25 protein-coding genes, 1 pseudogene and 2 riboswitches are annotated in these 24672 nt (G+C 35.8%); of the genes and pseudogenes, 22 read left to right on the top strand and 4 right to left on the bottom strand.

Annotated elements, in window-relative coordinates:
• Nucleotides 1-87: 87 nt before the first annotated feature.
• Nucleotides 88-170: riboswitch (cyclic di-GMP riboswitch) on the top strand.
• 20 nt (nt 171-190) lie between these two features.
• A complete protein-coding gene (gene sda, locus CR194_RS05965) occupies nt 191-343 on the top strand; it encodes a sporulation histidine kinase inhibitor Sda (protein ID WP_110608690.1) in 153 nt (50 codons plus the stop codon).
• 210 nt (nt 344-553) lie between these two features.
• Nucleotides 554-1630, top strand: a complete 1077-nt coding sequence (gene rlmN / locus CR194_RS05970; protein WP_110608691.1) for a 23S rRNA (adenine(2503)-C(2))-methyltransferase RlmN — start codon at nt 554-556, stop codon at nt 1628-1630.
• A 91-nt stretch (nt 1631-1721) separates the two neighbouring features.
• Here the strand turns inward: rlmN and CR194_RS05975 are convergent, their stop codons facing one another.
• The gene (locus CR194_RS05975) at nt 1722-2018 is read right to left on the bottom strand and encodes a DUF4190 domain-containing protein (protein ID WP_110608692.1); all 297 of its coding nucleotides are present in this window, start codon (nt 2016-2018) and stop codon (nt 1722-1724) included.
• A gap of 124 nt (nt 2019-2142) precedes the next feature.
• Between CR194_RS05975 and CR194_RS05980 the strand changes: the two genes are divergently transcribed.
• Both CR194_RS05980 and CR194_RS05985 read left to right on the top strand, forming a co-directional pair.
• Nucleotides 2143-3045 (top strand): trypsin-like peptidase domain-containing protein, encoded by a 903-nt coding sequence (locus tag CR194_RS05980; RefSeq protein ID WP_110608693.1) that lies wholly within the window; start codon nt 2143-2145, stop codon nt 3043-3045.
• A 233-nt stretch (nt 3046-3278) separates the two neighbouring features.
• Nucleotides 3279-3359: pseudogene (locus tag CR194_RS05985) on the top strand (YjcZ family sporulation protein); the annotation flags it as partial.
• 322 nt (nt 3360-3681) lie between these two features.
• On the opposite strand, the gene CR194_RS05990 reads toward CR194_RS05985, so the two are convergent.
• Nucleotides 3682-4380, bottom strand: a complete 699-nt coding sequence (locus tag CR194_RS05990) for a response regulator transcription factor (protein ID WP_110608694.1) — start codon at nt 4378-4380, stop codon at nt 3682-3684.
• A 125-nt stretch (nt 4381-4505) separates the two neighbouring features.
• Nucleotides 4506-4597: riboswitch (cyclic di-GMP riboswitch) on the bottom strand.
• Between the two features lie 198 nt (nt 4598-4795).
• On the opposite strand from CR194_RS05990, the gene CR194_RS05995 reads away from it, so the two are divergent.
• Complete coding sequence (locus CR194_RS05995) at nt 4796-5311, top strand: TraR/DksA C4-type zinc finger protein (protein WP_158282185.1); 516 nt, start codon at nt 4796-4798, stop codon at nt 5309-5311.
• Nucleotides 5312-5556: 245 nt separating this feature from the next.
• Here the strand turns inward: CR194_RS05995 and pssA are convergent, their stop codons facing one another.
• Nucleotides 5557-6249 carry a CDP-diacylglycerol--serine O-phosphatidyltransferase gene (pssA, locus tag CR194_RS06000; RefSeq protein WP_110608696.1) on the bottom strand — a complete coding sequence of 231 codons (693 nt, stop codon included), beginning with the start codon at nt 6247-6249 and terminating at the stop codon, nt 5557-5559.
• Nucleotides 6250-6528: 279 nt separating this feature from the next.
• Here pssA and CR194_RS06005 point away from each other — a divergent pair, with 279 nt between their 5' ends.
• Together CR194_RS06005 and CR194_RS06010 are read left to right on the top strand one after the other, a co-directional pair.
• Nucleotides 6529-6660 carry a YpzI family protein gene (locus tag CR194_RS06005; protein ID WP_110608697.1) on the top strand — a complete coding sequence of 44 codons (132 nt, stop codon included), beginning with the start codon at nt 6529-6531 and terminating at the stop codon, nt 6658-6660.
• 240 nt (nt 6661-6900) lie between these two features.
• Entirely contained in the window at nt 6901-7857 is a 957-nt protein-coding gene (locus tag CR194_RS06010) for a ribose-phosphate diphosphokinase (RefSeq protein WP_110608698.1), read from the top strand.
• Between the two features lie 122 nt (nt 7858-7979).
• Here CR194_RS06010 and CR194_RS06015 read toward each other — a convergent pair whose 3' ends face one another.
• A complete protein-coding gene (locus tag CR194_RS06015; RefSeq protein WP_110608699.1) occupies nt 7980-9341 on the bottom strand; it encodes an alanine/glycine:cation symporter family protein in 1362 nt (453 codons plus the stop codon).
• A gap of 247 nt (nt 9342-9588) precedes the next feature.
• On the opposite strand from CR194_RS06015, the gene CR194_RS06020 reads away from it, so the two are divergent.
• The 15 genes from CR194_RS06020 (at nt 9589) to CR194_RS06090 (ending at nt 24671) form a co-directional block, all read left to right on the top strand.
• Nucleotides 9589-10299, top strand: coding sequence for a YveK family protein (locus CR194_RS06020; RefSeq protein ID WP_110608700.1), 711 nt, complete (start codon nt 9589-9591; stop codon nt 10297-10299).
• A complete protein-coding gene (locus CR194_RS06025) occupies nt 10292-10966 on the top strand; it encodes a CpsD/CapB family tyrosine-protein kinase (RefSeq protein ID WP_110608701.1) in 675 nt (224 codons plus the stop codon). The genes CR194_RS06020 and CR194_RS06025 overlap by 8 nt, the downstream gene beginning before the upstream one ends.
• 266 nt (nt 10967-11232) lie before the next feature.
• Nucleotides 11233-13071 (top strand): nucleoside-diphosphate sugar epimerase/dehydratase, encoded by a 1839-nt coding sequence (locus tag CR194_RS06030; protein WP_110608702.1) that lies wholly within the window; start codon nt 11233-11235, stop codon nt 13069-13071.
• Between the two features lie 21 nt (nt 13072-13092).
• Nucleotides 13093-13986, top strand: a complete 894-nt coding sequence (gene galU, locus CR194_RS06035; RefSeq protein ID WP_110608703.1) for a UTP--glucose-1-phosphate uridylyltransferase GalU — start codon at nt 13093-13095, stop codon at nt 13984-13986.
• Between the two features lie 2 nt (nt 13987-13988).
• Nucleotides 13989-15146 (top strand): glycosyltransferase family 4 protein, encoded by a 1158-nt coding sequence (locus CR194_RS06040; RefSeq protein ID WP_110608704.1) that lies wholly within the window; start codon nt 13989-13991, stop codon nt 15144-15146.
• On the top strand, nt 15131-16285 hold the full coding sequence (locus tag CR194_RS06045; RefSeq protein WP_110608705.1) for a glycosyltransferase: 1155 nt from the start codon (nt 15131-15133) through the stop codon (nt 16283-16285). Before CR194_RS06040 ends, CR194_RS06045 begins: the two co-directional genes overlap by 16 nt.
• The gene (locus CR194_RS06050) at nt 16251-17135 is read left to right on the top strand and encodes a glycosyltransferase family 2 protein (RefSeq protein ID WP_110608706.1); all 885 of its coding nucleotides are present in this window, start codon (nt 16251-16253) and stop codon (nt 17133-17135) included. The genes CR194_RS06045 and CR194_RS06050 overlap by 35 nt, the downstream gene beginning before the upstream one ends.
• 14 nt (nt 17136-17149) lie before the next feature.
• The gene (locus CR194_RS06055) at nt 17150-18241 is read left to right on the top strand and encodes an EpsG family protein (protein WP_110608707.1); all 1092 of its coding nucleotides are present in this window, start codon (nt 17150-17152) and stop codon (nt 18239-18241) included.
• Between the two features lie 15 nt (nt 18242-18256).
• The gene (locus tag CR194_RS06060) at nt 18257-18916 is read left to right on the top strand and encodes an acetyltransferase (protein ID WP_110608996.1); all 660 of its coding nucleotides are present in this window, start codon (nt 18257-18259) and stop codon (nt 18914-18916) included.
• Nucleotides 18894-20072: a DegT/DnrJ/EryC1/StrS family aminotransferase gene (locus CR194_RS06065; protein WP_110608708.1), complete on the top strand. Its 1179-nt coding sequence runs from the start codon at nt 18894-18896 to the stop codon at nt 20070-20072. The genes CR194_RS06060 and CR194_RS06065 overlap by 23 nt, the downstream gene beginning before the upstream one ends.
• Before the next feature lie 26 nt (nt 20073-20098).
• Nucleotides 20099-20467 (top strand): helix-turn-helix domain-containing protein, encoded by a 369-nt coding sequence (locus tag CR194_RS06070; protein ID WP_110608709.1) that lies wholly within the window; start codon nt 20099-20101, stop codon nt 20465-20467.
• Nucleotides 20468-20512: 45 nt separating this feature from the next.
• Nucleotides 20513-21256: a glycosyltransferase family 32 protein gene (locus CR194_RS06075; protein WP_110608710.1), complete on the top strand. Its 744-nt coding sequence runs from the start codon at nt 20513-20515 to the stop codon at nt 21254-21256.
• Nucleotides 21257-21265: 9 nt separating this feature from the next.
• Entirely contained in the window at nt 21266-22459 is a 1194-nt protein-coding gene (locus tag CR194_RS06080; protein ID WP_110608711.1) for a glycosyltransferase, read from the top strand.
• A 14-nt stretch (nt 22460-22473) separates the two neighbouring features.
• Nucleotides 22474-23496, top strand: coding sequence for a glycosyltransferase family 2 protein (locus tag CR194_RS06085; RefSeq protein ID WP_110608712.1), 1023 nt, complete (start codon nt 22474-22476; stop codon nt 23494-23496).
• Nucleotides 23493-24671, top strand: coding sequence for a glycosyltransferase (locus CR194_RS06090; protein WP_110608713.1), 1179 nt, complete (start codon nt 23493-23495; stop codon nt 24669-24671). The genes CR194_RS06085 and CR194_RS06090 overlap by 4 nt, the downstream gene beginning before the upstream one ends.
• Nucleotide 24672: the final 1 nt, after the last annotated feature.

A 24672-nucleotide genomic window follows, 5' to 3' on the forward strand; every position in this document is an offset into this window, starting at 1 on the left:
ATATACTAGCAATCAAGCAAATCTTTTTAATTTTGCGTTTGGTTTTCAGGCATTGTGGTATTTATTATGATGATGATTACCTATTAACATGCTTACTGATGCAATGAAAAACTATTTGTATTTGGGCACTTGAATAGTTTGGAGCAAGTAGTGCAACCGACATAAGTAAGACAAGTGGAGGGGTTGTGCGATGTCTACATCGATTAAAGAATTAGAGAATGATCAATTAGTTGAGGTTTATAGTAATGCAAAAAAATTAAATTTAGACATGGAATTCATTAAAATTCTTGAAGAAGAAATAACAAGAAGAAATATTCTTCCAAACGAAGCAACACAGACATAATTTTTTTTTTTTTTCTGAGGTAGGGTGCGGCTTTCTCAAGCTGGCACTTTTTTTGTGTGATTTTCCATAATATTTGAGATTTATTTAGATAATAAGAAGAGATACTTGAAATTCTATTGAGAAATTGAGATAATATCTGATGGCTTGAAGTGAAATCGTTTATAGAGTAAAATATTCTGAACGATAAAGAAGTGAAATGAGGTTTTCTAAATGAAGAAAGAATCCATTTATGGATTAACATTCGAACAGTTGCAGACGTGGTTCACGGAACAAGGCCAAAAAGCTTTCCGCGCTACTCAAGTATGGGACTGGTTATATATTAAACGAGTAAAATCCTTTGAAGAAATGACGAATTTGAAAAAAGATTGTATTCAGCTTCTCGAAGACAATTTTTCAATTCAAACATTGGAGTTACATTCGAAACAAAAGTCTAAAGACGGTACAGAAAAATTTTTATTTAGACTGAGTGACGGTAATCTAATCGAAACTGTACTCATGAGATTTCATTACGGTTCTTCTGTTTGTGTAACTACACAAGTTGGCTGTAACATTGGATGTAGTTTTTGTGCTAGCGGTTTACTGTCAAAGGACCGTGATTTAACAAGCGGGGAAATCGTTCAGCAAATTATGAATGTTCAGCACAGCATGGATGAGGCAAACGACGGGGAACGAGTAAGTCATATTGTTGTGATGGGAATAGGTGAGCCTTTCGATAATTACACCCACATGATGAATTTCTTCCGAGTTGTGAATAGTGATCGTGGTTTGGCGATTGGAGCTAGACACATTACCGTATCAACAAGTGGGATTATTAAAAAGATTTACCAATTCGCTGAAGAGAAACTTCAGGTCAACTTAGCTGTGTCGTTACATGCGCCTAATAACGAGCTACGCTCAAGAGTGATGAAAGTAAATAAAGCTCAACCGATCGAAAAACTGATGGAAGCAGTTGACTATTACCTAGAAAAAACAAATCGACGAATTACATTTGAATATATTCTTTTAGATGGCGTTAATGATAAGCCAGAACATGCCCAACAGTTAGTGGAATTAATTAAAGATAAGAAACGTCTCTCTTATGTAAATCTAATTCCTTATAACCCGGTGGATGAATATATTCAATATAAACAAAGTAAAAAAGGATCCATTCTAACTTTTTACGATATTTTAATGAAGAATGGCATTCAATGTGGTGTTCGTCATGAACAAGGTTCTGATATTGATGCGGCATGTGGTCAGTTAAGAAGTAAACAAATGAAGAAGGATAGAGAGAAAGCTAAATCTTAACTTCTAATAGTTAAAACAGCCACACCAATTGAGACTTGGTGTGGCTGTTTCTTACCAATTACAGAGATAATTTGTTGGCATTGACCTATGTTTATAACACAAAAGCTGCAAAGGCAATGACTAGTAAAGGTAAACCTATAGTAATGGAGCTTAATACGATCCCAGTGATAGCCATACCCTTTCCATATTGCTTTGTAGTCTTCATTTCAACTAGGGCAATAATACCGAAGAGAATACTAAGAAAACCAAGGATCATTCCAATGAAAACGATAAAGAGCAAAAATAATACTGATAGTGCTCCTAAAAAAGCTGAAATAATTGCCTTCACATTATTATCGTGGGTAGTAGTTGTTGCAATGGTCTCATTCGGGTGTTGTTCATTGTTCATGTGGTCACCTCATTTATACTATATTATCCAAAGGTATATTTTACAGTGAATTGAACTAGATAACAATGAAAGGTCACTCTTCAGTCAATATAGCCGCGCTAAATTAGATTGTTTATGATAAACTATGACTTTAAATAGCTCTGTACTGGAGGGAGATCCGATTAACGACTCAAGAGACGAAGAGGAAAATGAAAATAACCAAAACACCGATAATGATCACACGTTCAAAGAGAAAGAAGAGCTTTTCTTTGATGGCGAAAGGTATTATACAAAAGAAGAATTTTTTCACCCAGAGGAAGAGGAACAAGAAATTAAAAAACCGAAAAAGAAACGAAGAGGGTTGAAAATTGGGATAGCTTCTCTTCTCACTATTGCCTTATTAAGCAATGTATTTGCTATGTGGCCAAGATTGTTCAACTTACCGGCGATCGACTTTATAGCTACTTCTCAAGAGCTATCAAATAACGAGGAGGTACAGTTATATAAAGAATCTATTGTTGTAGTTAGAGCTGGAAATAGTAAAGGAACAGGATTTTACATATCAGATGACGGTTACATCATGACAAACGAACACGTGCTTAATAACGATCCTCAACCGACAGTAACTTTTCAGAATGGAGAAAGTTATCGAGCAGAGGTAATCGAATCAAATGAAGACATTGATATAGCGATTTTACAAATAGACATTCAAGACACAGATCATTCACCGCCTATTCTGGAGTTTGAAGAAACTTGGGATGAGACCATGCGTGTATATGTCATTGGCAATCCACTTTTCTTTAATTACATTGCCAATGAAGGGACTCTAATAGGTACAACAACGACTCAAAGTAGAGAAGAACCAGTCATCATGCTAGATGCACCTATTTATCAAGGGAGCAGTGGAAGTCCAGTTATCAATCAAGATGGTAACGTGATTGGCGTCGTGTATGCTACGACAAGAGTTGACCATGACGGATCGCGAACGAAAGTAGGCTTGGCTATTTCTGTTGATGACTTCAAACAATATGTAGATTTGGAAGATTGACTGACAGTTCGATAACTTGGTTAAGGTGACTTTTATCCTTGAGCATTTATTTTAAAGCAGCCTTTTTGGCTGCTTTTTTTATATAGAAAGAATTTATAAAACCATTTTCGTTCGCTCTAAGTTAATTTTTAAAAATTATAAAGAGAAGTCGCCATGATCACCTGCTATTTGAATTTGTCCAATCAGTACTAGGTTGTGGACATAGAATAAAGCATAAAGGCTTTTGAGAGGCAGGTGGTAAAACTATGACTTTTATCCTCATCGTTGTGATGTTTGTACTGTTAATCATTGTAGGTTTATCTTATATTAAATAGTTTAAATTGAGGGGGCTGGTAATATAAGATTCTTACTCACACAGAGATATATTGAAAGATTTGAATCGGTAGAAACATGCATTCAGAGGAAAGACAGTGCTGAATGATGTGATTTTATAAATTATAACTATTTTCTAGATTTATGTTGATGCACAATTGGTGAGATTGCTTTGATCTGGGAGATCAACATAATTCCAAAGGTTTTGCCTACGAACAGTTTGCTCCAATCCAGGATGTAAGCTGTCCTTTTTCAAAAACAATATCAATAATAAGAGCATGTCTCTCAAAAGACATGCTCTTATTATATGAAGGTTATACATTTTTATCTGTAGCAATCGACCCATCCATTGCGAATCGTCTTTACAGTCACATCTGTGCGATCTTTAGCTTTCATCTTTTTTAATAAGGAGGACATAATGGTTGAAACGGTCGACCGAGCGAAATGCATTTTCTCTGCGATCTCTGAGTTGTTATTTCCTTCTAAAAGAAGTTGAAGAACTTGATGATCTCTTTCAGTAAGGTCAACGGTAATTTTATTTTTATTTAAATGCATTTGTTTAATAGGCGTAGAATAGGACTTTAAGAAAGCCAGCTCACAACTTATATCTTTGTGCAAGTCTTGATCTAAATAAACACCTGTTTTTAAAATGGATTCCAGTACAAAGTCCGAATGAGAACTAAGTAATGAAAGAGAAACGATTCCATTAATAGGTAATAGTAAATATTTCAGCAATTGTTTATCATCTGTATTTTGAACAACGAGGACAGTTTTTGAATGTTCATCAGTTAAATGGAGTTGCTTTTCCAAAAATTCTTTTGTTTGCTCGCTATATCCTTCTACGGCATAAAAGACCCAGTTCTTTTTCTCAACATTATCAATAGAGATAAGGTTATTATCGCGAGAGTTATTTAAATAGTTATCAATGCTTTCTTTTAAAGAGTAAAAGATCATGTCTTTCGGATCGTTAAACATGACATTAAAATGAAAGGTGTTCACTCGGGAATCGTTAATATTAATCATGCATAAGCCTCCTCAAGTATAGATTACAAATTAAATAATCATACTATGTCAGCTCATTGCCTGCATAGGAATTATATGTTTATAAAAACAAAAAGCACATCCTAGTAACAGGATGTGAATCCTGAAACGGCAACTGGCTGGCATAGCAATCAATAGAATTGCTTTAGCCCCTTTAGCTTTGCGTCACTATGTTTCCATAGTTTTGCCACAAACGTTCCAATAATTAATTTCCCTAAAATAGAAATACTTACTTAAGTATTTATATCATATAAATCTTACAATATTTTTCCTCATAATTCAACAATTTTCTGATTTTATGTATTAAACAGCTATGTTTAAGGAGTGTTTAATAGGTGAATAACATGATATGAATGATTTTAAACTATTTGTCGTGAATTTAGGAGGCGAAATTTCAATGAAAAAGAGTCAGATAGACCAATTACACAAATTATTATTAGATGTGAAAAAAGATTATGAAGAAACACTTAATAAAACAGATAGTGACCAAGACAATTCCATAGAAACGGATGAACTTTCTCATGCTACAAACCATCCTGGGGATCATGGAACAGAGCTATTCGAACGTCAAAGAGATTTAGCGATAGATCAAAATACGGCTAACAAACTTGAAGAAGTAAACGATGCGTTAACATTGATAGATGAAGGCAAATATGGAATCTGTCAAGAGTGCGGCAATGAAATTCCTTTTGAACGTTTAGAGCTTATTCCCATGACTGCATATTGTGTGGATCATGCTCAAGAAAATAGCAGATCACAAAAAAGACCAGTAGAAGAAAGTGTAACTAGTCCGTTAGATCCGAACAATACCTCATACAAAGAAGAGCTAAGGCAAGACTCTTGGGAGAAAATAGATGATCATGGGACATCAGATTCACCGGCCGATCGCTTTGATACGAAAGAAAATTACTAAGAGAAATAAAGGAAACATGCATCCACATTGGGTGCATGTTTTTTCTGGTTAGTTACTTGTTTCGTGAGAGAAATAAAGAACTACAAGGAGGGTTGCATAAACTATAATTCTTCATAAAACCAACATGTCCATTTAATTTGACGGGTTTGATTAACTACTTAAAAAAGAACCCTTGCTTAGAAGATGTTCTTCAGAAAGCAAAGGTTCCATTACATTTAATTTATCACGCTCGGCTTAAAAATCAGCTATTTCGTACTTAAGCGTTTTTTCTTTAGCAAAAAGTGTATAAGCATAAACGCTAAATATACTAAAATAGCAACGATGATCCAATTAGAGTACTCAATAGAAGCATTGTATCTTGTTACCACTAAGAGTGAAATAAGCAACGCAGTGATAATCGTTCCATATTTAGGAATTGGAACTTCTTTAAGACTGGGGATTTTCAGTTTGCTGACCATCAATACGCATAACAAAGTATAAATAGCCGAAAGGGCTGCTTGAGGAACGATAAAATTAAAAATCGTCAATAATGCAATCACTCCACCAGCGGCAGTTATTGGAACGCCAGTAAAGTAACCTTTCGTTGATGTTTCTTCATCAATATTAAATCTTGCTAATCTTATCGCACCAAAAACGGGGAACATACCAGCAATAATCAAGCCTATCATGCCCATATTTGAAAAGGTCGTGCCAAAAATAAGAATGGCTGGTGCAACTCCAAACGTTACAATATCAGCCAAGGAATCTAATTCTTTCCCGAATGCGGATTCTACTCCTAGTTTTCTGGCCATCCAACCATCCATGCTATCTAACATCATCCCAATTAAGATGAAGATTGCTGCATTTTGATAATCCCCTAAAAACGAAGAGCCTATCGATAAAAAACCAAAAATCAGATTTGACATCGTGATGCCATTAGGTATATTTCTTTTCAACAAGTAATCACGTCCTCATTCAATTGCTTTTTCTTTGACATTGCGTCTGCTAAACAATGTTAGTGGTTTTGTTTGCAGATCTTTTGCTTCCTTTACTTGTTTCATCTTTTTTAGTACATCAATCCTTAGTTAGGAAGGATAATAGAGAAGTGGAAATGTTGGCTATTCGTTGGTGTGAACAAATTCTTTGAAATAAATGATAACCATACAAAGTAAATTATACCTTTTCGTATAAGTATATACAATTACTATCATACTAATTTTGCAGAGGAGGTGGTGAAATTGGGCAGGGACCGTCAAGAAAAAAAGCTAAAGCAGTCGAAAAAAGTTGAGAGTGATCGCGATCAATCTATACACTACAAAGGTGCAACTCAATTAGAAGGACCAGACGACGCTAGAAAAAGAAATAAGTAAAGCATCCCCATTTGTTTAACAGATGGGGTATTTTAGTTATGTGTAGAAGAATCTTCCATGCGAAGTCATAATTTAACGAGCAGGAACTTACAAAAGAATTACTCTACTTAGCCTAATTACACCAAATGATGATGAACAAACTTTTCGATGGATCGACTAAATAATTTCGAGATATCTTCAACACATCTCATTCAGTGTGATAAAATAGCTTTATCTTATTAAGTTGTATGGAGGGGAATCATGAGCATAGAAAGAGATTCATCAACAATGAAACTTTTCACACTGAATTCTAATGTCCCATTGGCTGAGGAAATTGCTGAACATATTGGAATCAAACTAGGCAAAAGTTCTATAAAAAGGTTTAGCGATGGCGAAGTTCAGATGAATATTGAGGAAACCGTTAGAGGTTTTGATACCTATCTTATTCAATCGACGGGAGAGCCGGGAAATGAATATTTGATGGAACTTCTTATTATGATTGATGCGTTAAAGAGAGCCTCGGCTAAAACGATTAATGTAGTTATGCCGTATTATGGTTATTCAAGGCAAGATAGAAAAGCCCGTTCTAGAGAACCTATTACTGCAAAATTAATTGCTAACTTGTTAGAATCAGCTGGTGCCTCTCGAGTTATTTCAGTTGATTTACATGCTCCGCAGGTCCAAGGTTTTTTCAATATACCTGTAGATCAGTTGAAAGCGAATTCGCTTATAGCTAATTATTTTCTAGAGAAGAAGTTACAAGATATTGTCGTTGTCGCACCTGAAAATGCTGGAACAGCTAGGGCTAGAGGGTTGGCAAATAAGTTAGATGCTCCTATTGCTTTTTTAGATAAACAAAGAAATGAAGATCCCAATTCCGTCCATGGAGTGAATGTGATCGGAGATATTGAAGGAAAAACAGCGATTATTCTCGATGATATGATTGATACAGCGAGAACGGTGACCTCGGGTTCTATGGCATTATTACAGAACGGAGCCAAAGAAGTCTATGCGTGTTGTACTCACGGGGTTTTATCTGAACCTGCAGTGTCAAGAATTAGAGAATCTCAGTTAAAAGAAGTGATTATAACCAATTCAATTTATCAAGCAGATAATAAGAAAGATGATCGGATCACATCCCTCTCGATAGGTCCTTTATTAGCAGAAGGAATCATGCGAGTGCAAAGTAACGAGTCAGTTAGTACATTATTTGAATAATCTTTCATGAAGCGACTTAATCCTTTTCGATTAAGTCGCTTTTGTATTGATTGCTTGTAATAATTATACTGAGGTCAATAAATAAAATCGCCCCTTCATTCAATGAAGAGGCGGTTTAGTGATTATCCTACTTGTCTTGCTTGTTCTCTTTCTTCTTGACGCTTCTTTTTGAACTTTTTCGTTTCATTAACCACTACACCCGATAGAAGGAGTAGGGCCACTAAGTTCGGGAATGCCATAAGTCCATTCATCACATCTGCAAAGCCCCAAACGATATCAAGAGAAACGACTGCCCCTACAAACAGCGCAATAACAAATACGATGCGGTAAGGCATGGATGCTTTTCCACCGAATAGATAAGTGAAACATTTCTCTCCGAAGTAAGACCAACCAATAATAGTTGAAAACACGAAGAATAGTAAAGCAATAGCCACAATATAACCGCCAAAACCTGGAAGGAATTGTTCGAAGGCAGCGGAGGTGAGCTGGGCTGAACTATCGAATTCATCTGCTCTTAAATACATTTGACTCATAACAAGAGCTAACCCTGTAATCGTACAAACGATAATTGTATCAATAAATACTTGAGTCATTGAGACGAGTGCTTGTCTTGCAGGCAAATCTGTTTTTGCAGCAGCGGCGGCAATCCCACCAGTACCGAGACCGGCCTCATTGGAGAAGATACCACGGGCAACCCCTTGTTGAATAACTGCTCCAACAGCGCCCCCTGCGACGGCTTGCCCTGTAAATGCATCCGTGAAAATAAGTCCGAACGCACTTGGAACGTCGGCTACGTTCATGAGAACAATGAGAAGACCTGCTCCTACATAAAAAATAATCATTACCGGAACAACGACGCCAACTACTTTACCGATGCTGCGAATTCCACCTATAATAACAAGTCCCACAAGAACTGCAAGGAAAAGACCAGTAACCCAAACAGGAATATTAAAGTTCTGACTCGCAACCCCGGCAGCTTCATGAGACTGTACCATATTTCCAATACCGAAAGCGGCAACAGCTGCGAACCCGGCGAAGATAACGGCTAACCATTTCATTTTCAATCCTTTTTCAATATAATACATTGGTCCACCGGACATTTCACCTTTTTCGTTCTTCACACGATAATGAACACCAAGAATGGCTTCACTATATTTTGTTGCCATTCCGACAAAAGCTGTAATCCACATCCAGAATACTGCACCAGGTCCTCCGACAGCGACAGCAGAAGCAACACCTGCTATGTTTCCTGTCCCGACCGTGGCGGCTAAAGCCGTCATAAGTGCCTGGAAATGAGTGATGTCTCCTTTTGATTTCGTATCCCCTTTTTTAAAAACTAAAGATAAGGCATAGGGTAACTGTTGAAAAGAGAAAAAGGTTAATCGAATCGTTAAATAAAGACCAGTTCCAACGAGTAAAATTATGAGAGGTAATCCCCATACTAAACCGCTAACTTGATTAATGATGTTTTCTACTGTTTCCACTTTTTCACTTCTCCTTTTTTCTAAAATATGTATTAGCTGAATATAGAGAATATTCTATCACAAAAACTAACACACAAAGATAATTTTTAAAAATAAAATCAAATGATTTACAAGTTCTGCTATGTTCAAATGAAAAAATAGGGAAATTGTATTGACTTGTTCGTTATTAAGAATTAAAATGTGATAAACGAGCTAAATATACAAAATTCGTTCCATATTTAGCACGGGAGCGGGAGGGTGGGGTTAGATGAATTCTAGTAAAACGAACGAAATCCAAATTAAAAATTTCTTTGTGGCCTTGATTAGGCGATGGTGGCTCATCGTCATCATGACATTGACTATCGGTGGTGCGGGTTATCATTATTTCTCAGATAATCAACCAGTCCCTATATATTCTGCCACATCCTCTATCATTGTGTCTGAAGATAAAGTGAATATGAATACGATGAACGCACTCGTCAGTGAACCGATTGTCTTGAAAGTGGTCGCCGAGACATTAGCTATTGAACGATCAGTAAGCCAGCTTTCAGGACAAGTTTCTTCAGAAGCTGTTGAAGGATCACAAATCATCAAAGTAAGTGTTCAGGATTTATCTGCAGAACACGCAGTAACGATAGCGAATACGTTGACATCAGTCTTTCCTGAGGTTGTTCACAATACTTTAGGCTATTCTGAGATTGAAGTTCTTTCACAAGCTGATTTAAATCAAGGAGTTAGTCAAGTGTTTACACCTAATAATAGAATAAATTACTACGGATTTATCTTAGGTGCGTTACTAGGAGTTGGGCTCGCCCTCCTATGGAACACTTTCGATACTAAACTAAGATCTGAACGTGAGGTGGAAAGCGTATCCGAATTACCTGTCCTAGGAACTGTATCTAAAGTGACCAGGTCAACGATGAAGCAAAGTGGGAGAAAGACTAAAAGAGGCGCACTAAGGGGTGAAACGATTGTTTAGGACAAAATCTAAAAAGCATATGTTACATTTTTATCAACAATCAGGTGCTATTCTAAATGAAGAATTTCAACGAATTAAAACGAACTTAGAATTTTCTTCCTTTAAAGAAAATTATCGGACATTTTCGTTCAGCTCTCCAGAAGATGGGGAAGGGAAAACGACAACAATATGTCATTTGGCATTAACTATGGCAAGAGAAGGAAAAAAAGTGCTTTTGATCGACGGCAACTTTAAAAAGCCGTCTTTAGAGAAATTGTTCCAAATCAAATCTGATATTGGCTTAAGCAATGTCATTTTAGGCCAAAAGAAACTCGTCGACACGATTAATACGACTGAATTTGAAGGGTTGCATCTACTAACAACTGGCCCTTATTCGAATCAGATAGTGAAGCTTATTCACTCTTCAGCTATGAATAATTTACTGCTTGAAGCTAAAAGAAGATTTGATTTTGTATTGATCGATACAGAACCGATTCTCAAAGCTAAGTCTGGCAAAATTCTGTCTAGTAAATGTGATGGTACAATCATGATTGTTCGCAATAAAAAAACAAATGCTCAAGATTTATGCGAAGCTAAACAAGCTCTTATAAGTTATGGAGCGAATGTTCTTGGAGTCATCTACAACGACAAGAGATACGGGTTATTAAGTCGTCTGAAAAACAGGTAAATTTTTTTAATTATTTTGTTCGTTATTAAGAATTAAAGGAAAAACCTCTTATCCTATATCAATAGAGGTACTCGTCCATGCTGTGGGTTATGAACCTTAGACGCCAGTCGTCGTTAGTGTGGAGTGGGGGTGGGTTTAAGGCCCATATTTTAATTTTCACGCATTTGAATCTATTAGAAATTCATGATTTAAATGGGTGAAAATATAAAATAAGTCCTTTATTAAGAACGGTTTTGTTTTGCCATTACTATGAAAGGAGGCGACATATGAGTTACAAAAAAAGGACAAGCTTATTTATATTAATGGATTCCTTCTTTATACTCTGTGCTTTCTTTTCAAGTTTTATCATCATCAATGAACCAAGCATTTATTTTAGCACTAATTTTTGGTTATCCTGTTTCATTATTTTACTAAGTTATCATTTTTTCTCTTATTTTTTTAGATTAAATCGCCGAGCCTGGGAATTCGCCAGTGTTGGAGAACTAACAATGATATTAAAAACGCTGACATTTTCGGTTATCTTCATTGGTTTCATCCAATTAATGAGCTTCGGCTACATTCAATACCGCATTCTGTTTGTTACTTGGTTGTTAATGGTGGTTTCCATTGGCGGATCAAGGTTCTGGGGGCGAATGGTTAAGTCAAAAATTAAGAATTATAAAGATAGAAGAAAGAGAACATTAATTATTGGTGCGGGATCTGCTGGAAGAATGGTAGCTCGTCAGTTATTACACAGCGGGGATTGTGATTTATTACCGGTGGCGTTTATTGATGACGATCCTAGTAAGCAAAAGTTGGATATCTTCTCTTTACCTGTAGCTGGTGGAACAAATGATATCCCTGAATTAGCAAAAAAATATGAAATTCAACAAATCATTATTGCGATTCCTTCATTAGATAGGTACAGCTTACAAAAGATTTACAAAGCTTGTTCAATCGTGAAAGTGAAAACTCAAATTTTACCGATGATTGAAGATTTGCTCACGGGAAAGGTTTCTGTAAATCATTTTCGAGATGTATCTGTCGAAGATTTACTCGGACGGAAGCCTGTTGAGTTAGATAATACTTTAATTCAAGATTCAATCACTAATAAAGTGATATTAGTAACAGGGGCAGGGGGATCTATTGGTTCTGAAATTTGCCGCCAAATCATAAACTATACCCCTCAGACTCTCGTTCTTCTTGGGCATGGAGAGAACAGCATTTATCACATTGAGATGGAACTAAAAGAACGTATTAAACGAACTAATATAACCATAGCTACGGAGATTGCTGATATTCAAGATGCCAAAAAAATGCAGAAGATTCTTTCCTATTGGAGGCCGGAAGTGGTGTACCATGCTGCGGCGCATAAACATGTTCCCTTAATGGAGCGTAACCCTGAAGAAGCGGTGAAGAATAATACAATCGGCTCAATGAATGTGGCAAAAGCAGCAAAACTTGCCGGCGTAAGAACTTTTGTCATGATCTCTACAGATAAAGCAGTTAATCCTACCAGCGTTATGGGGGCAACAAAACGGTTAGCGGAGATGATCGTTCAACAAATGAACAGTTCTAGTAGTACTACCTTTACCGTGGTTCGCTTTGGAAATGTTCTCGGCAGCAATGGAAGTGTGATTCCTCTTTTTAAAAAGCAGATAGAAAAGGGAGGTCCTGTCACCGTCACTCACCCTGAAATGGTCAGGTATTTCATGACAATTCCTGAAGCATCAAGGTTAGTTATTCAAGCGGGATGCCTCGCAGATGGGGGAGAAACATTCGTATTAGATATGGGTAAGCCAGTTAAAATCGTCGATCTGGCCAAAAATTTAATTTCCTTAAGTGGAAATTCACTTCATGATATCAAAATAAATTTTACAGGAATAAGACCAGGAGAAAAGCTATATGAAGAGTTATTAAACAAAGATGAAATTCATGAAAAACAAATTTTCCCGAAAATTTATTTAGGAAGGTCTTCTGAAATAGATCTGAAAGTCATTGAAGAATTCATCGCGAGCTTTGAAAAATATGATAAAGAAACTTTACGCCAAGAGCTGCTGTTATTAACAAATGGTTCCCAAGAGGTAGCGAAAAAGTCTGGAGAGATTGTATCAGTAGAAGCTTGATAAAGAATGGGGGAGTTATAAATGCAAGTGAAAAAAGCGATAATACCCGCTGCAGGGTTAGGGACGAGATTCTTACCGGCAACGAAAGCTATGCCAAAAGAAATGCTGCCTATTGTGGATAAGCCAACGATTCAATACATCGTTGAAGAAGCAGTGGAGTCCGGTATCGAAGACATTATTATCGTCACCGGTAAGGGGAAAAGAGCAATTGAAGACCATTTTGACCATGCCTTTGAATTAGAACAATCGCTGTTTGTAAAAGGGAAAACAGAGTTACTTAAAAAAGTTCAAAAATCTTCTAATATCGTGGATATCCATTATATTCGACAGAAAGAACCGAAAGGGTTAGGTCATGCTATCTGGTGCGCCCGTAAGTTTATTGGAAACGAGCCCTTTGCCGTTTTATTAGGAGATGATGTCGTCGAGGCTAAAGAACCTTGTCTAAAACAGATGATTAATCAGTTTGAGCAACATCAAGCTTCCATATTAGGTGTTCAGCCCGTAGAGGAAAAAGAGATCCATCGCTATGGAATTGTAGACCCTGGAGAAATGTTTGATAGAATATGCCAAGTAAACGGACTTATAGAGAAGCCGTCTGCCCTTGACGCACCTTCTAATCTAGCTATTTTAGGGCGCTATATCTTAACACCAAATATTTTTCAGTTACTGTCTACTCAAAAACCAGGAGCAGGGGATGAAATCCAGTTAACAGATGCGATCGCCCGGTTAGCCGATATTGAATCAGTCTTTGCTTATCAGTTCGAAGGAAAAAGATATGATGTAGGAGAAAAATTCGGGTTTATTCAAACAACGATTGATTTTGCTTTGAAAGATGATACGCTCCGGGGCCAACTCATTGACTATTTATCACAGGTCCTTGAAAGGCAATCCGTTCACTCGAAAAAGGAGGGATAATTGTGGGACACAAAAAAATCCTTTTTTGTGCCACTGTTGATTATCACTTCCAAGCTTTTCACTTGCCTATGATGAAATGGTTCAAGGATAGGGGATGGGAAGTTCACGTGGCTGCTTCGGGAAATCATCCTTTAGAATATACAGACAAAAAATATACCATCCCTATCGAGCGATCTCCTTTTAAAGTAAACAATTATCACGCCTATAAAGCACTGAAATCGATCATGTTAGAGAATCATTATTCAATTATTCATAGCCACACCCCATTAGGTGGAGTATTAGCAAGATTAGCTGCAAGAACAAGTAGAATCTCGCAAGGAACGAAAAGTGTCTATACAGCTCATGGTTTTCATTTCTGTAAAGGCGCTCCATTAAAGAACTGGATGCTGTATTATCCTGTAGAATGGGCTTTATCCTCTTTGACAGACACCCTAATTACAATTAATCAGGAAGATTTTAAGCTGGCTTCATCTCACCACTTTTTTGCTAAAGAAATCAAGCATGTTCATGGTGTAGGCGTGAATGTTGATCGGTTTACACCAATTAGTGAAAAAGAAAAATTGTTAAGGAAGCAATCGTTAGGATATCATCCTAACGATTGTTTATTGTTTTATGCTGCAGAGTTTAACAAAAACAAAAACCAACAGCTTTTGTTAAAAGTGATGGCTAAATTAAAACATAGAGTTCCACATGTGAAACTATTGTTAGCAGGTCATGGAGATGACTCAGCTTGTAAACTTTTATCAGATAAGCTCGGGATTAGAAATTGTGTCACGTTCATGGGACTAAGAGACGATATTGATTATCTACTACCCACGTGTGATCTGGCAGTGGCTTCGAGCATTAGAGAAGGTCTTCCAGTCAATATCATGGAAGCCATGTCATGTGAACTTCCTATTGTAGCAACAGTGAATCGAGGCCATACAGAATTGATTAAGAATGGCGTCAACGGTTGGATCATTCCTAAAGAACAAGAAGAACTTTTTGTAGAGAAAATAATTCATCTAGTCACTAACAACGAGTTAAGAAAGAAATACGGTTCTGCTGGTCGAAAAATGATGGCTGATTATTATTGCATTGACCAAGTAGTCTCAGAATTAACCGATGTTTATTCTAAATATATGAGCGAAGAAGGTGTTCAACAATGGGCGGTCCAATAAGGGTGTTGCATGCAGTGGTGAATATGAATCGAGGAGGTGCGGAAACATTTCTCATGAATCTTTACCGACATATCGACCGCTCAAAAGTTCAATTTGATTTTTTAACCTCTAAAGAGGGAGTGTTTGATCAAGAGATAAAAAAATTAGGCGGAGTCATTCACAGAATTCCTTATCTTACAGAGGTTGGACCTAAAAAATATCGTCAATTATTAGATAAATTCTTCAACGACCATCCTTTATACAAGATTATTCATTCACACATGGACAAAATGAGCGGAATGATTCTAACTTCTGCAAAGAATAACAATGTTCCGATTCGGATTGCTCACAGCCATAATACATCAAGTGAGGGGAACGGATTGGTTCAACTTTATAAATGGCATATTGGAAATAAATTGAATGAAGCAGCAACAGATCGTTTTGCTTGTTCAATGCAAGCAGGAGAATGGTTATTTAAAGATAAAAAGAAAACGTTTTTCCTAATTAACAATAGTATTGATGTGGACGCTTATCTATTTAACCGAAGAAACAGACTAAAAGTAAGAAAAGAACTGGGACTAAATGGAAATAATCTTGTATTAGGGCAAATTGGTCGATTTAATCATCAAAAAAACCATTTATTCAGTTTGCAACTATTCTCTCAAGTTATAAAGAGAAATAAACAAGCAAGATTGGTTTTAGTTGGTGATGGATCTGAAAGAGATAGGATTGAGAGAAGAATTAGGAAGTTGAATCTAGATGAATTTGTTATTTTAACGGGCGTAAGAAGTGACATCCCAGAAGTATTATCTGCTTTAGATCTACTCTTGTTTCCATCTTTTCATGAAGGCATGCCTGTAGCGTTAATTGAGGCCCAGACCTCAGGGTTGACTTGTCTTGCGTCAGAAACGATTACGCCGGATGTTGATTTAAATTTGAATCTAGTTCAGTTTCTTTCTCTGAAGAATCAAAAATCGTGGTTGGATGAAATCGCTCGTTTTGATAGAACCCAGCCTAACAGATTCAATCAAAGAAGTTCATTAACAAGTAAAGGGTTCGATATTACTACTACAGCAAATGAGCTGGAGAATTTTTATATAAATAAGATAGGAGGTGTCGTTCCTCTTGAAGAAGCTAACAATCTTCACGCCCACGTATAATCGCGCTTATTGTCTGGATCAATGTTACAAAAGTCTTGTTAGACAGACAAATCAAAATTTTACTTGGTTAGTGATTGATGACGGTTCAACGGACGACACGAGTGAATTAATCGAAACGTGGATCCAAGAAGGAAAAATAGATCTCCAATACGTGAAACAAGCAAATCAAGGGATGCATGGTGCCCATAATACGGCGTATGAACGAATAGAAACGGAATTGAATGTTTGTCTTGATTCGGATGATTATTTCCATCAACAAGCAGTTGAAAACATAGTGTCTTTCTGGGAGAAAAACGGTTCAGACAAAGTCAGTGGCTTTGTAGCATTGAATGCAGATGAACAAGGAAAAGTGATCGGAACTTCACTTCCTAGTCATTTAACATCAGCAACGCTCTTTGATCTTTATCACACGCATGGTGTGACAGGAGATAAGAAACTCGTATACAGATCGACCATAACAAGAAAATACCCTTATCCTTTATTCGCAGATGAATCGTACGTAGGTCTTGCTTATAAGTATTATAAATTAGATGAGGAATTCCCTTTATTGCTTATGAATAAGGTGGTCTGTATTGTTGATTATCGACCTGACGGGTCTAGCATGAATATGTTTAAACAATATAAAAAAAATCCTAAAGGTTTTGCTTTTTACCGTAAGCAATTAATGCTCCTTTCTCGTGCAAAGTGGAAGTTTAAATATCGTCAATGTATCCATTATGTATCCAGCTCTTTATTGAGCCGAAATAAGAATTTTCTAAAGGAGACACCACTTAAGGGTCTAACCATTGCCGCTATGCCAATAGGTGCGGCTTTATTTTTTTATATTCATGTTAAGACATTGAAGATGTAGAAAGGATCTCTCTTATGGGAATTTTATGGTTAAACCTTGCTACAGTATTTGGAGTTTCTTTAACAGCCAGATACTTTTCTCGACCTGTTCAACACGTAGAATCTACCCCTGGAAGCGTACCAATCAAACCAAATGTGATTTTCGCATTGCTAGCATTGACTAGTTTAGTTTTAGTATCTGGACTGAGGAGAAATATTGGCGACACCTACGTTTACAGACAGATGTTCGAATCTAATAAAATTACATTGAACTTTGTAATGGAAGGGAAGGATCGAGGATTTGGTGTCTTGCAACTCATCTTACAACAGTACACTAATGACGGACAGGTGCTTATTTTTATTTCTGCATTTATCACATTATCTCTCATCGTAGGTGTCCTTTATAAATATTCACGGTTGTTCGAACTAAGTTTATATGTGTTTATTGCTTCAGGAATGTTTCTCGTGTCTATGAACGGAATGAGACAGTATATAGCTGCTGCAATCATTTTTGCAGGGACTAAGTTTATTTTAGACGGGCACTTTTTTAAATTCACTGCTCTTGTCTTATTAGCATCTACATTTCACCAAAGCGCACTCGTTCTTCTTCCTATTTATTTCCTGGTGAGAAGGGAAGCTTGGTCGTGGGGAACCATGGGTTTTTTATTATTAGCCGTAATATCTGTAGCAGGTTACCATCAAATATCAGAGTTATTGTTTTCCGCTATTTCAGACACTCAATATGGTGGTTACTCAGAATTTGAGGAAGGAGGAGCGAACGTCTTACGAGTAGCTGTATCCTCTGCTCCACTGATTCTTGCATTTATTGGCAGGCACCGCCTGAGAGAACTGTTTCCAAAAAGTGATTATATCGTCAACTTGTCCATGTTATGTGCTGTGTTTATGCTCATCTCAACTCAGAATTGGATTTTTGCTAGGTTTGCTATTTATTTCGATTTATTCAACTTAATTTTGCTTTCATGGGTCGTGAAAATCTTTCCTCGAAAAGAGCAGACTTTCGTCTACTATATGATCGTCCTATTGTATTTAGGATTTTTTATATACGAATATATCATCACCTTGAATATTCAATACCGAAGTGATTATATTCTTTTTTTTCAAGACTAAGGGGGGAGATCGTTGATGAATTTAGTCTTAGTCGGTCAGGGCGGACACAGTAAAGTATTAACAGATATTGCCAACCGTGATGGGACTGTAAAAGTCATTGGATATCTTGATGACATTCATAAAAGCATGTATATAGAGCAAGATGTATTTTATGCGCCCCTTTCCTTTGCTCCTGTTATCCGACAAACATTTCAAGAGGTGAAGTGGATTATAGGGGTAGGTCATAACGAGATTCGCAAGAAAATAGTTGAAACACTTCAATTAGAGCCAGAGGATTATACAACACTCATTCACCCATCTGCCGAGATTAGTCCTAGTGCAACGTTAGGAGTTGGGACAGTGGTGATGGCAAACGCTGTGATTAATGCAGATTCAACTGTGGGGCATCATGCAATCATTAATAGTGGAGCCATTATCGAGCATGATAATCGTGTTGGAGATTACGTACATCTCTCGCCTCATGCCACATTAACAGGAAATGTGGTTATAGAAGAAGGTGTTCATTTAGGAGCGAATTCCACAGTCATTCCTGGTAAGACGATAGGTGAATGGTCAGTTATTGGAGCAGGTTCTACCGTTATTCATTCGATTCCACCGTTTATTACTGCTGTCGGTGTTCCTGCCAAAGTGAAAAAGAAAGTGGGGGATCTTATTGTTAAATACAAAGTTAAGTAAAATTTACTTGTCGCCGCCGCATCTCTCTGGCGCAGAACAAGCTTACGTTGACGAAGCCTTTCAGTCTAATTGGATTGCTCCGGTAGGACCACACATACAAGCTTTTGAACAAGAAATGGCTGACTATTTAGGTGTTAATGGAGGAGCAGCTGTAAGCTCCGGAACTTCAGCCATTCATTTAGCGTTGTCACTATTAAAAGTTGGAAAAGGCGACCGAGTTTTCTGTTCCACATTGACTTTCACAGCCAGCGCAAACCCAATTGTTTATTTAGGTGCTGAGCCAGTCTTTATTGATTCCGAATTGGAGTCATGGAACATGTCACCTGAAGCCTTAGAACGAGCACTACAAAATGCCTCTATGAAAGGTAATTTGCCGAAAGCTTTAATCGTCGTTCACTTATATGGTCAAAGTGCTAAAATGCGAGAAATTCTTAAGCTTTGCCACCATTATGAAGTCCCGGTCATTGAAGATGCAGCGGAATCTCTAGGGGCTACTTACTATGGAAATCAAACGGGAACCATGGGTGAGTTTGGAGTTCTTTCATTTAACGGCAACAAAATCATTACTACATCTGGTGGTGGGATGCTTGTCTCAAATTCACTGAATGCATTAGATAAAGCGAGATTTCTTTCTACTCAAGCAAAAGATCAAGCCATTCATTACCAACATAGTGAATTAGGTTACAACTATCGAATAAGTAACGTCTTAGCGGGAATTGGCAGAGGACAATTAAAATCTTTAGATTCCCGAGTAATGAAACGACGTGAAGTATTTGAGAATTACGCAAAAGCATTTAAAGAACTTGATAGTATTTCCTTCATGCCAGAATACAAAGGATCATTTTCCACAAGGTGGTTGACGGCGATAACGATAGATGAATTCATTAGCGGGATAACATCTGAAGAAGTGGTCAATTACTTAAATCATCATCAAATTGAAGCTCGGCCAGTGTGGAAGCCTCTTCACTTACAGCCACTATTTAAAGGAACAGAATATTTTTCGCACCAACCTGGTGTCAATATAGCAGAAAGGTTGTTTGAAAGTGGTCTTTGTCTTCCGTCAGGATCTAATTTAACTATGAATGACCAGCAGCGCGTGATAGAGTGCGTCATCGAATGTCTGTCTCATTCAAAAGATCGGGAGGCGATTATATAAAATCCTGGAAATCGAGGTACAACTAAATGATCGGACACAATATTCAGCTTTTCAGAAGGAAAAAGGGGTTGACTCTGACCGAACTGGCTGAGAGAGCTAACATCTCAAAATCTAATTTAAGTAATATTGAGAGAAATATTAATCAAAACCCGTCAATTAAAGTTCTAGAAAAACTAGCTAGTGTGCTAGATGAACAATTAATATCTATTTTGGGAATCCAACCTTCCAATCAGTTAAATTCAATAGTTGATGAAGATTTAGCAGAATTCATTCTCAAATTAAAAAAACAAGGAATTACGAAAGTACAATTGGAAGAATACAAGAAAGTGATTGAGTTTATTGAGTGGCAGCATCATGGGTGTAAGACAATCGAGAGAAAAATTGATAGTCATTAATGTTTCTCAATTTAAATAATTCTCAAACTAGGGCAGGTGCTCTGAATGGAAGAAATAAGTACAAGTATTCCGAAAATCATTCATTACTGTTGGTTTGGTCGAAAAGAAAAACCTCAAATTGTACAAAAGTGTATAGCGAGTTGGAGAAATCATTTACAAGATTATCAAATAATTGAATGGAATGAAGAAAATTTTAACTTAAATATAAACAGGTATGTAAAAGAAGCATATGAAACAAAGAATTACGCTTTTGTGAGTGATTACGTAAGGGTTTACGCTCTATTCAATGATGGAGGGATCTATTTAGATACGGATGTAGAAGTGTATAAATCATTTGATGATTTGCTACATCATCATTCGTTTTGGGGTTTCGAACAAGAAAATTATATTGCTACAAGTACGATTGGCAGTAGTAAAGGGAACGAATTCATTAAATCATTTCTAGATTCCTATGACACCAAAGGATTTATAAATGATGATGGATCAAAAGACACTTCTACAAATGTAGCCATCGTTACAAAGATGCTTCTCGAATTAGGACTTAAACAAAATGGAGACTATCAAGAACTAGAAGGACTGGGCGCATTTTATCCCCAACATTATTTCTCTCCATATGATTACATTAACTGCCGGAATTTCAAAACCAAAGATAGTTATTGCACCCATCACTTTCATAAAAGTTGGTTATCACCTAAAGATCGTTTGAAAAGCAATATGAAATTGGGATTATCTAAAGTAATCGGGGGAAACACCATTTATAAATTCAGAAGACTTGCATCAAAGTTTTAGGAGGCGCTCATGAAAAAAATATTAATAGCTTCATATGATATGGAAGTTGGTGGAGTAGAGCGCAGCTTAATCAGTATGTTAGAACATTTTGATTATGATAAATTTCAAGTGGATTTAATGTTGTTTAGACATCAAGGTGATTTCATGAGCCAAATACCTAGAAAAGTGAATCTTTTAAAGGAAATATCAGAATACACTACATTCCGAAAATCTATGAAAGAATTAATTAAAGATAAGCAATTTAGAATAAGCTTCGCAAGAATGAGGGCGAAATTGAGCGCAGAATTTTCAGGGAAGTTAAGCCGTATTCAAGAGCCAGGATACTACCAAATGCAATTAATGTGGAAACACGCTATGAAATTACTACCAGATCTGGATAAAGAATATGATGTAGCCATAAGCTACTTATGGCCACATTATTTCGTTGCAGATAAAGTTCAAGCAACTAAAAAAATAGCATGGATTCATACAGATTATTCTAATATTGAAACAGATATTGAAGAAGACCAGAGCATCTGGATGAAGTTTGATCATATAATATCTGTTTCAGATTCTTGCAAAACCTCATTTTTAAAAAAATATAATTTCTTAGAAGATAAAGTATGTGTGATGGAGAACATCACATCTCCTGAGTTCATTAAAAAAATGTCAATTAATGAAGTGAGCAACCCTTTAACTAAAGATAAAAGGTTTAAAATTGTTACAGTAGCAAGGTTATCCCATGCAAAAGGCCTCGATAACGCCGTGAGGGCTTTGAAATTGTTTAGGGATCGATCAGGAACTGACGCAGTTTGGTATATTATAGGATATGGTGGGGACGAGAAAAAACTACTAAAGCTAATTGAAGAGCTTGATCTATCTGAAAGTTTTATCTTATTGGGAAAAAAGATTAATCCATATCCATTTGTTAGAGCTGCAGATTTATATGTCCAACCATCTAGGTACGAAGGAAAATCAGTTACGGTCATAGAGGCGCAAATTCTTTCAAAACCTGTAATGATAACTAATTATTCAACATCATCTAGTCAAGTGAAAAATGGATACGACGGACTTATATGTGAATTATCAATAAATGGAATCGTTGAGGGATTAGAAGTTCTTTCTGAAAATAGTGAATTAAGAGAAAACTTGAGCTTAAATTGTCGCAAAACTAACTATAGTAATAGTAGAGAGCTAGAAAATTTATATCAGCTGATGGGATAGAAAAGGAGGCGTACATGTCCACTAAAGTAAGTATTATAGTACCAGTATATAATGCAGAAAAGTACTTAGAGTTTTGTATAGAAAGTATCATTAATCAATCATATTCAAATATCGAGATCCTCGTTGTTAATGATGGTTCAATCGATAAAAGTGAATCAATAGTTCAAGAATTTCAAAAAAAGGACAAGCGAATTAAGTACTATTATCAAATTAACAGTGGACCAGCTGATGCAAGAAATACAGGTCTAATGCATGCCACGGGTGATTATATAGCTTTTATTGATGCTGATGATAAAGTAGAGCAAAACTATATTTTACTATTAGTTAAAAAGATGGAGACCTCTAATAGTGATTTGATTTGTAGCGGATATAAGGATGTGTCTCAATTTGGGATTAAAATTCATTCAGATTTTAATTTGTCTGATACAAATTCTGCAAAAAGAATGTTGCTCACAATGTGTGAAGGTACAGGAGGAGTTCTTTGGAGTAAATTATTTAAAAGAAATTTAATAGAACAGCATAGGTTGAAATTAAAAAGTGAATTATTTATGTGCGAAGATTTAGTATTTGTATTAGAATATGCATCAAACTGTGAGTGTTTCACTTATATTGATGAATTTCAATATCACTATAACAGACTAAATCAAAATAGTATAAGTGCAAAAATTAACATTGAATATCTTGAAAATTATCTTACAGTTTGGAAACAAATAGAAAAAATTCTTTTTAAATCGAATATAGAAAAATCAACTGTAAAAAAAATTATTTCTAGAAAGATCCAATCTTTGATTATTTCTTTACTTGAGCTCCCAGAAAACACTTATCATACGAGTTATACTCTAATGACTAATCTATTAAATGAACCATATATAAAGGCTTATAAAGATAAATTTACAACTGTCCATTATCTTTATAAGCCTTATATCTATTTCATTAAATTAAATTATTTAAAAATGCTTGTCTTATACGGTATATATTTTTCTAAGGTTAAGAGAATTAAAAGAGAATTGATAGATAGAAAGAAAGTGATTGTATGAAAAAGTTACTATTTATAATAGATTCTCTCTGCATAGGTGGAGCAGAAAAAAGCTTGGTAACTTTATTAAATCAAATAGATTTTCAAAAATATCAAATTGACCTAATGATATTAAGTGGAAAAGGGGATCTGATAAATTTATTGCCTAAACAAGTTAATCTTATCCAACCACCGAAGTATTTTCAATTCTTGAAAGAAAGAAAAGGTTCTAATAAACAGTTTTTATTTAAATGTTATAGAATTAAGACATCAGTCAACCTTCGGTTAAACAATTTAAAAAGTAAACCTCTTCATACTGAACAGGTTGTTTATGCTAATATTAAAAGATTAATAAAGCCGTTATCAAAAGTTTACGATGTTGCTATCGCTTACAGTCAAGGAATGCCAACCTATTATGTTTCAGATAAAATTTCGGCTAGAAAAAAATTAGCATGGGTTAATACAGACTATGTAAATACTCTTTACGATAAAGAATTAGATTTTGAGTCGTATAAAAAGATAGACAGGATAGTCACAGTTTCTAATAATACAAACAATTCAATGGCTAATTTAAGACCAGAGTATAAATATAAAACTCACCTAATAAAAGATATCATAGATCCAGCTATCATTATAAAATTAGCAAATAAATTTATTGTCCCCGAATATGGTCATTCAGAACTAAATATTCTGTCAGTTGGAAGGTTAGATAAAGTGAAGTCTTATGACAAAGCTGTCAAAGTGGCCAAGTTATTATCTGATAAGAGTGTTAAATTTAAGTGGTTCATTATAGGTGAAGGACCAGATAGACAAAGAATCGAAAAGTATATCAATGATTATAAACTGAATGAAAATATTAAATTATTAGGTAAAAAATCAAACCCCTATCCATATATGAAGCACTGTGACATTTATGTTCAAACGTCAATAAAGGAAGGTTTCGGATTAACTATTTGCGAAGCAAAAATACTAAAAAGGCCAATAGTATGTACAAATTTTCCTACTGCTAAAGAAATTATTAATAATGAAATAGATGGATTAATTGTAGAACATAACATAGAAAGTATATTTACTGGAGTTCTTAGGTTTATTGAAGATTCAAATTTTGCCATGAATATAAATGATAATTTAATTAGGCAAAAACCTTATAGTTCCATTGACCAAATCGAGAAATTTTATGCATTAACGGAAGGATGAA

The sequence above is a fragment of the Salipaludibacillus keqinensis genome (assembly GCF_003226325.1).
GTDB classification, from domain to species: domain Bacteria; phylum Bacillota; class Bacilli; order Bacillales; family Salisediminibacteriaceae; genus Salipaludibacillus; species Salipaludibacillus keqinensis.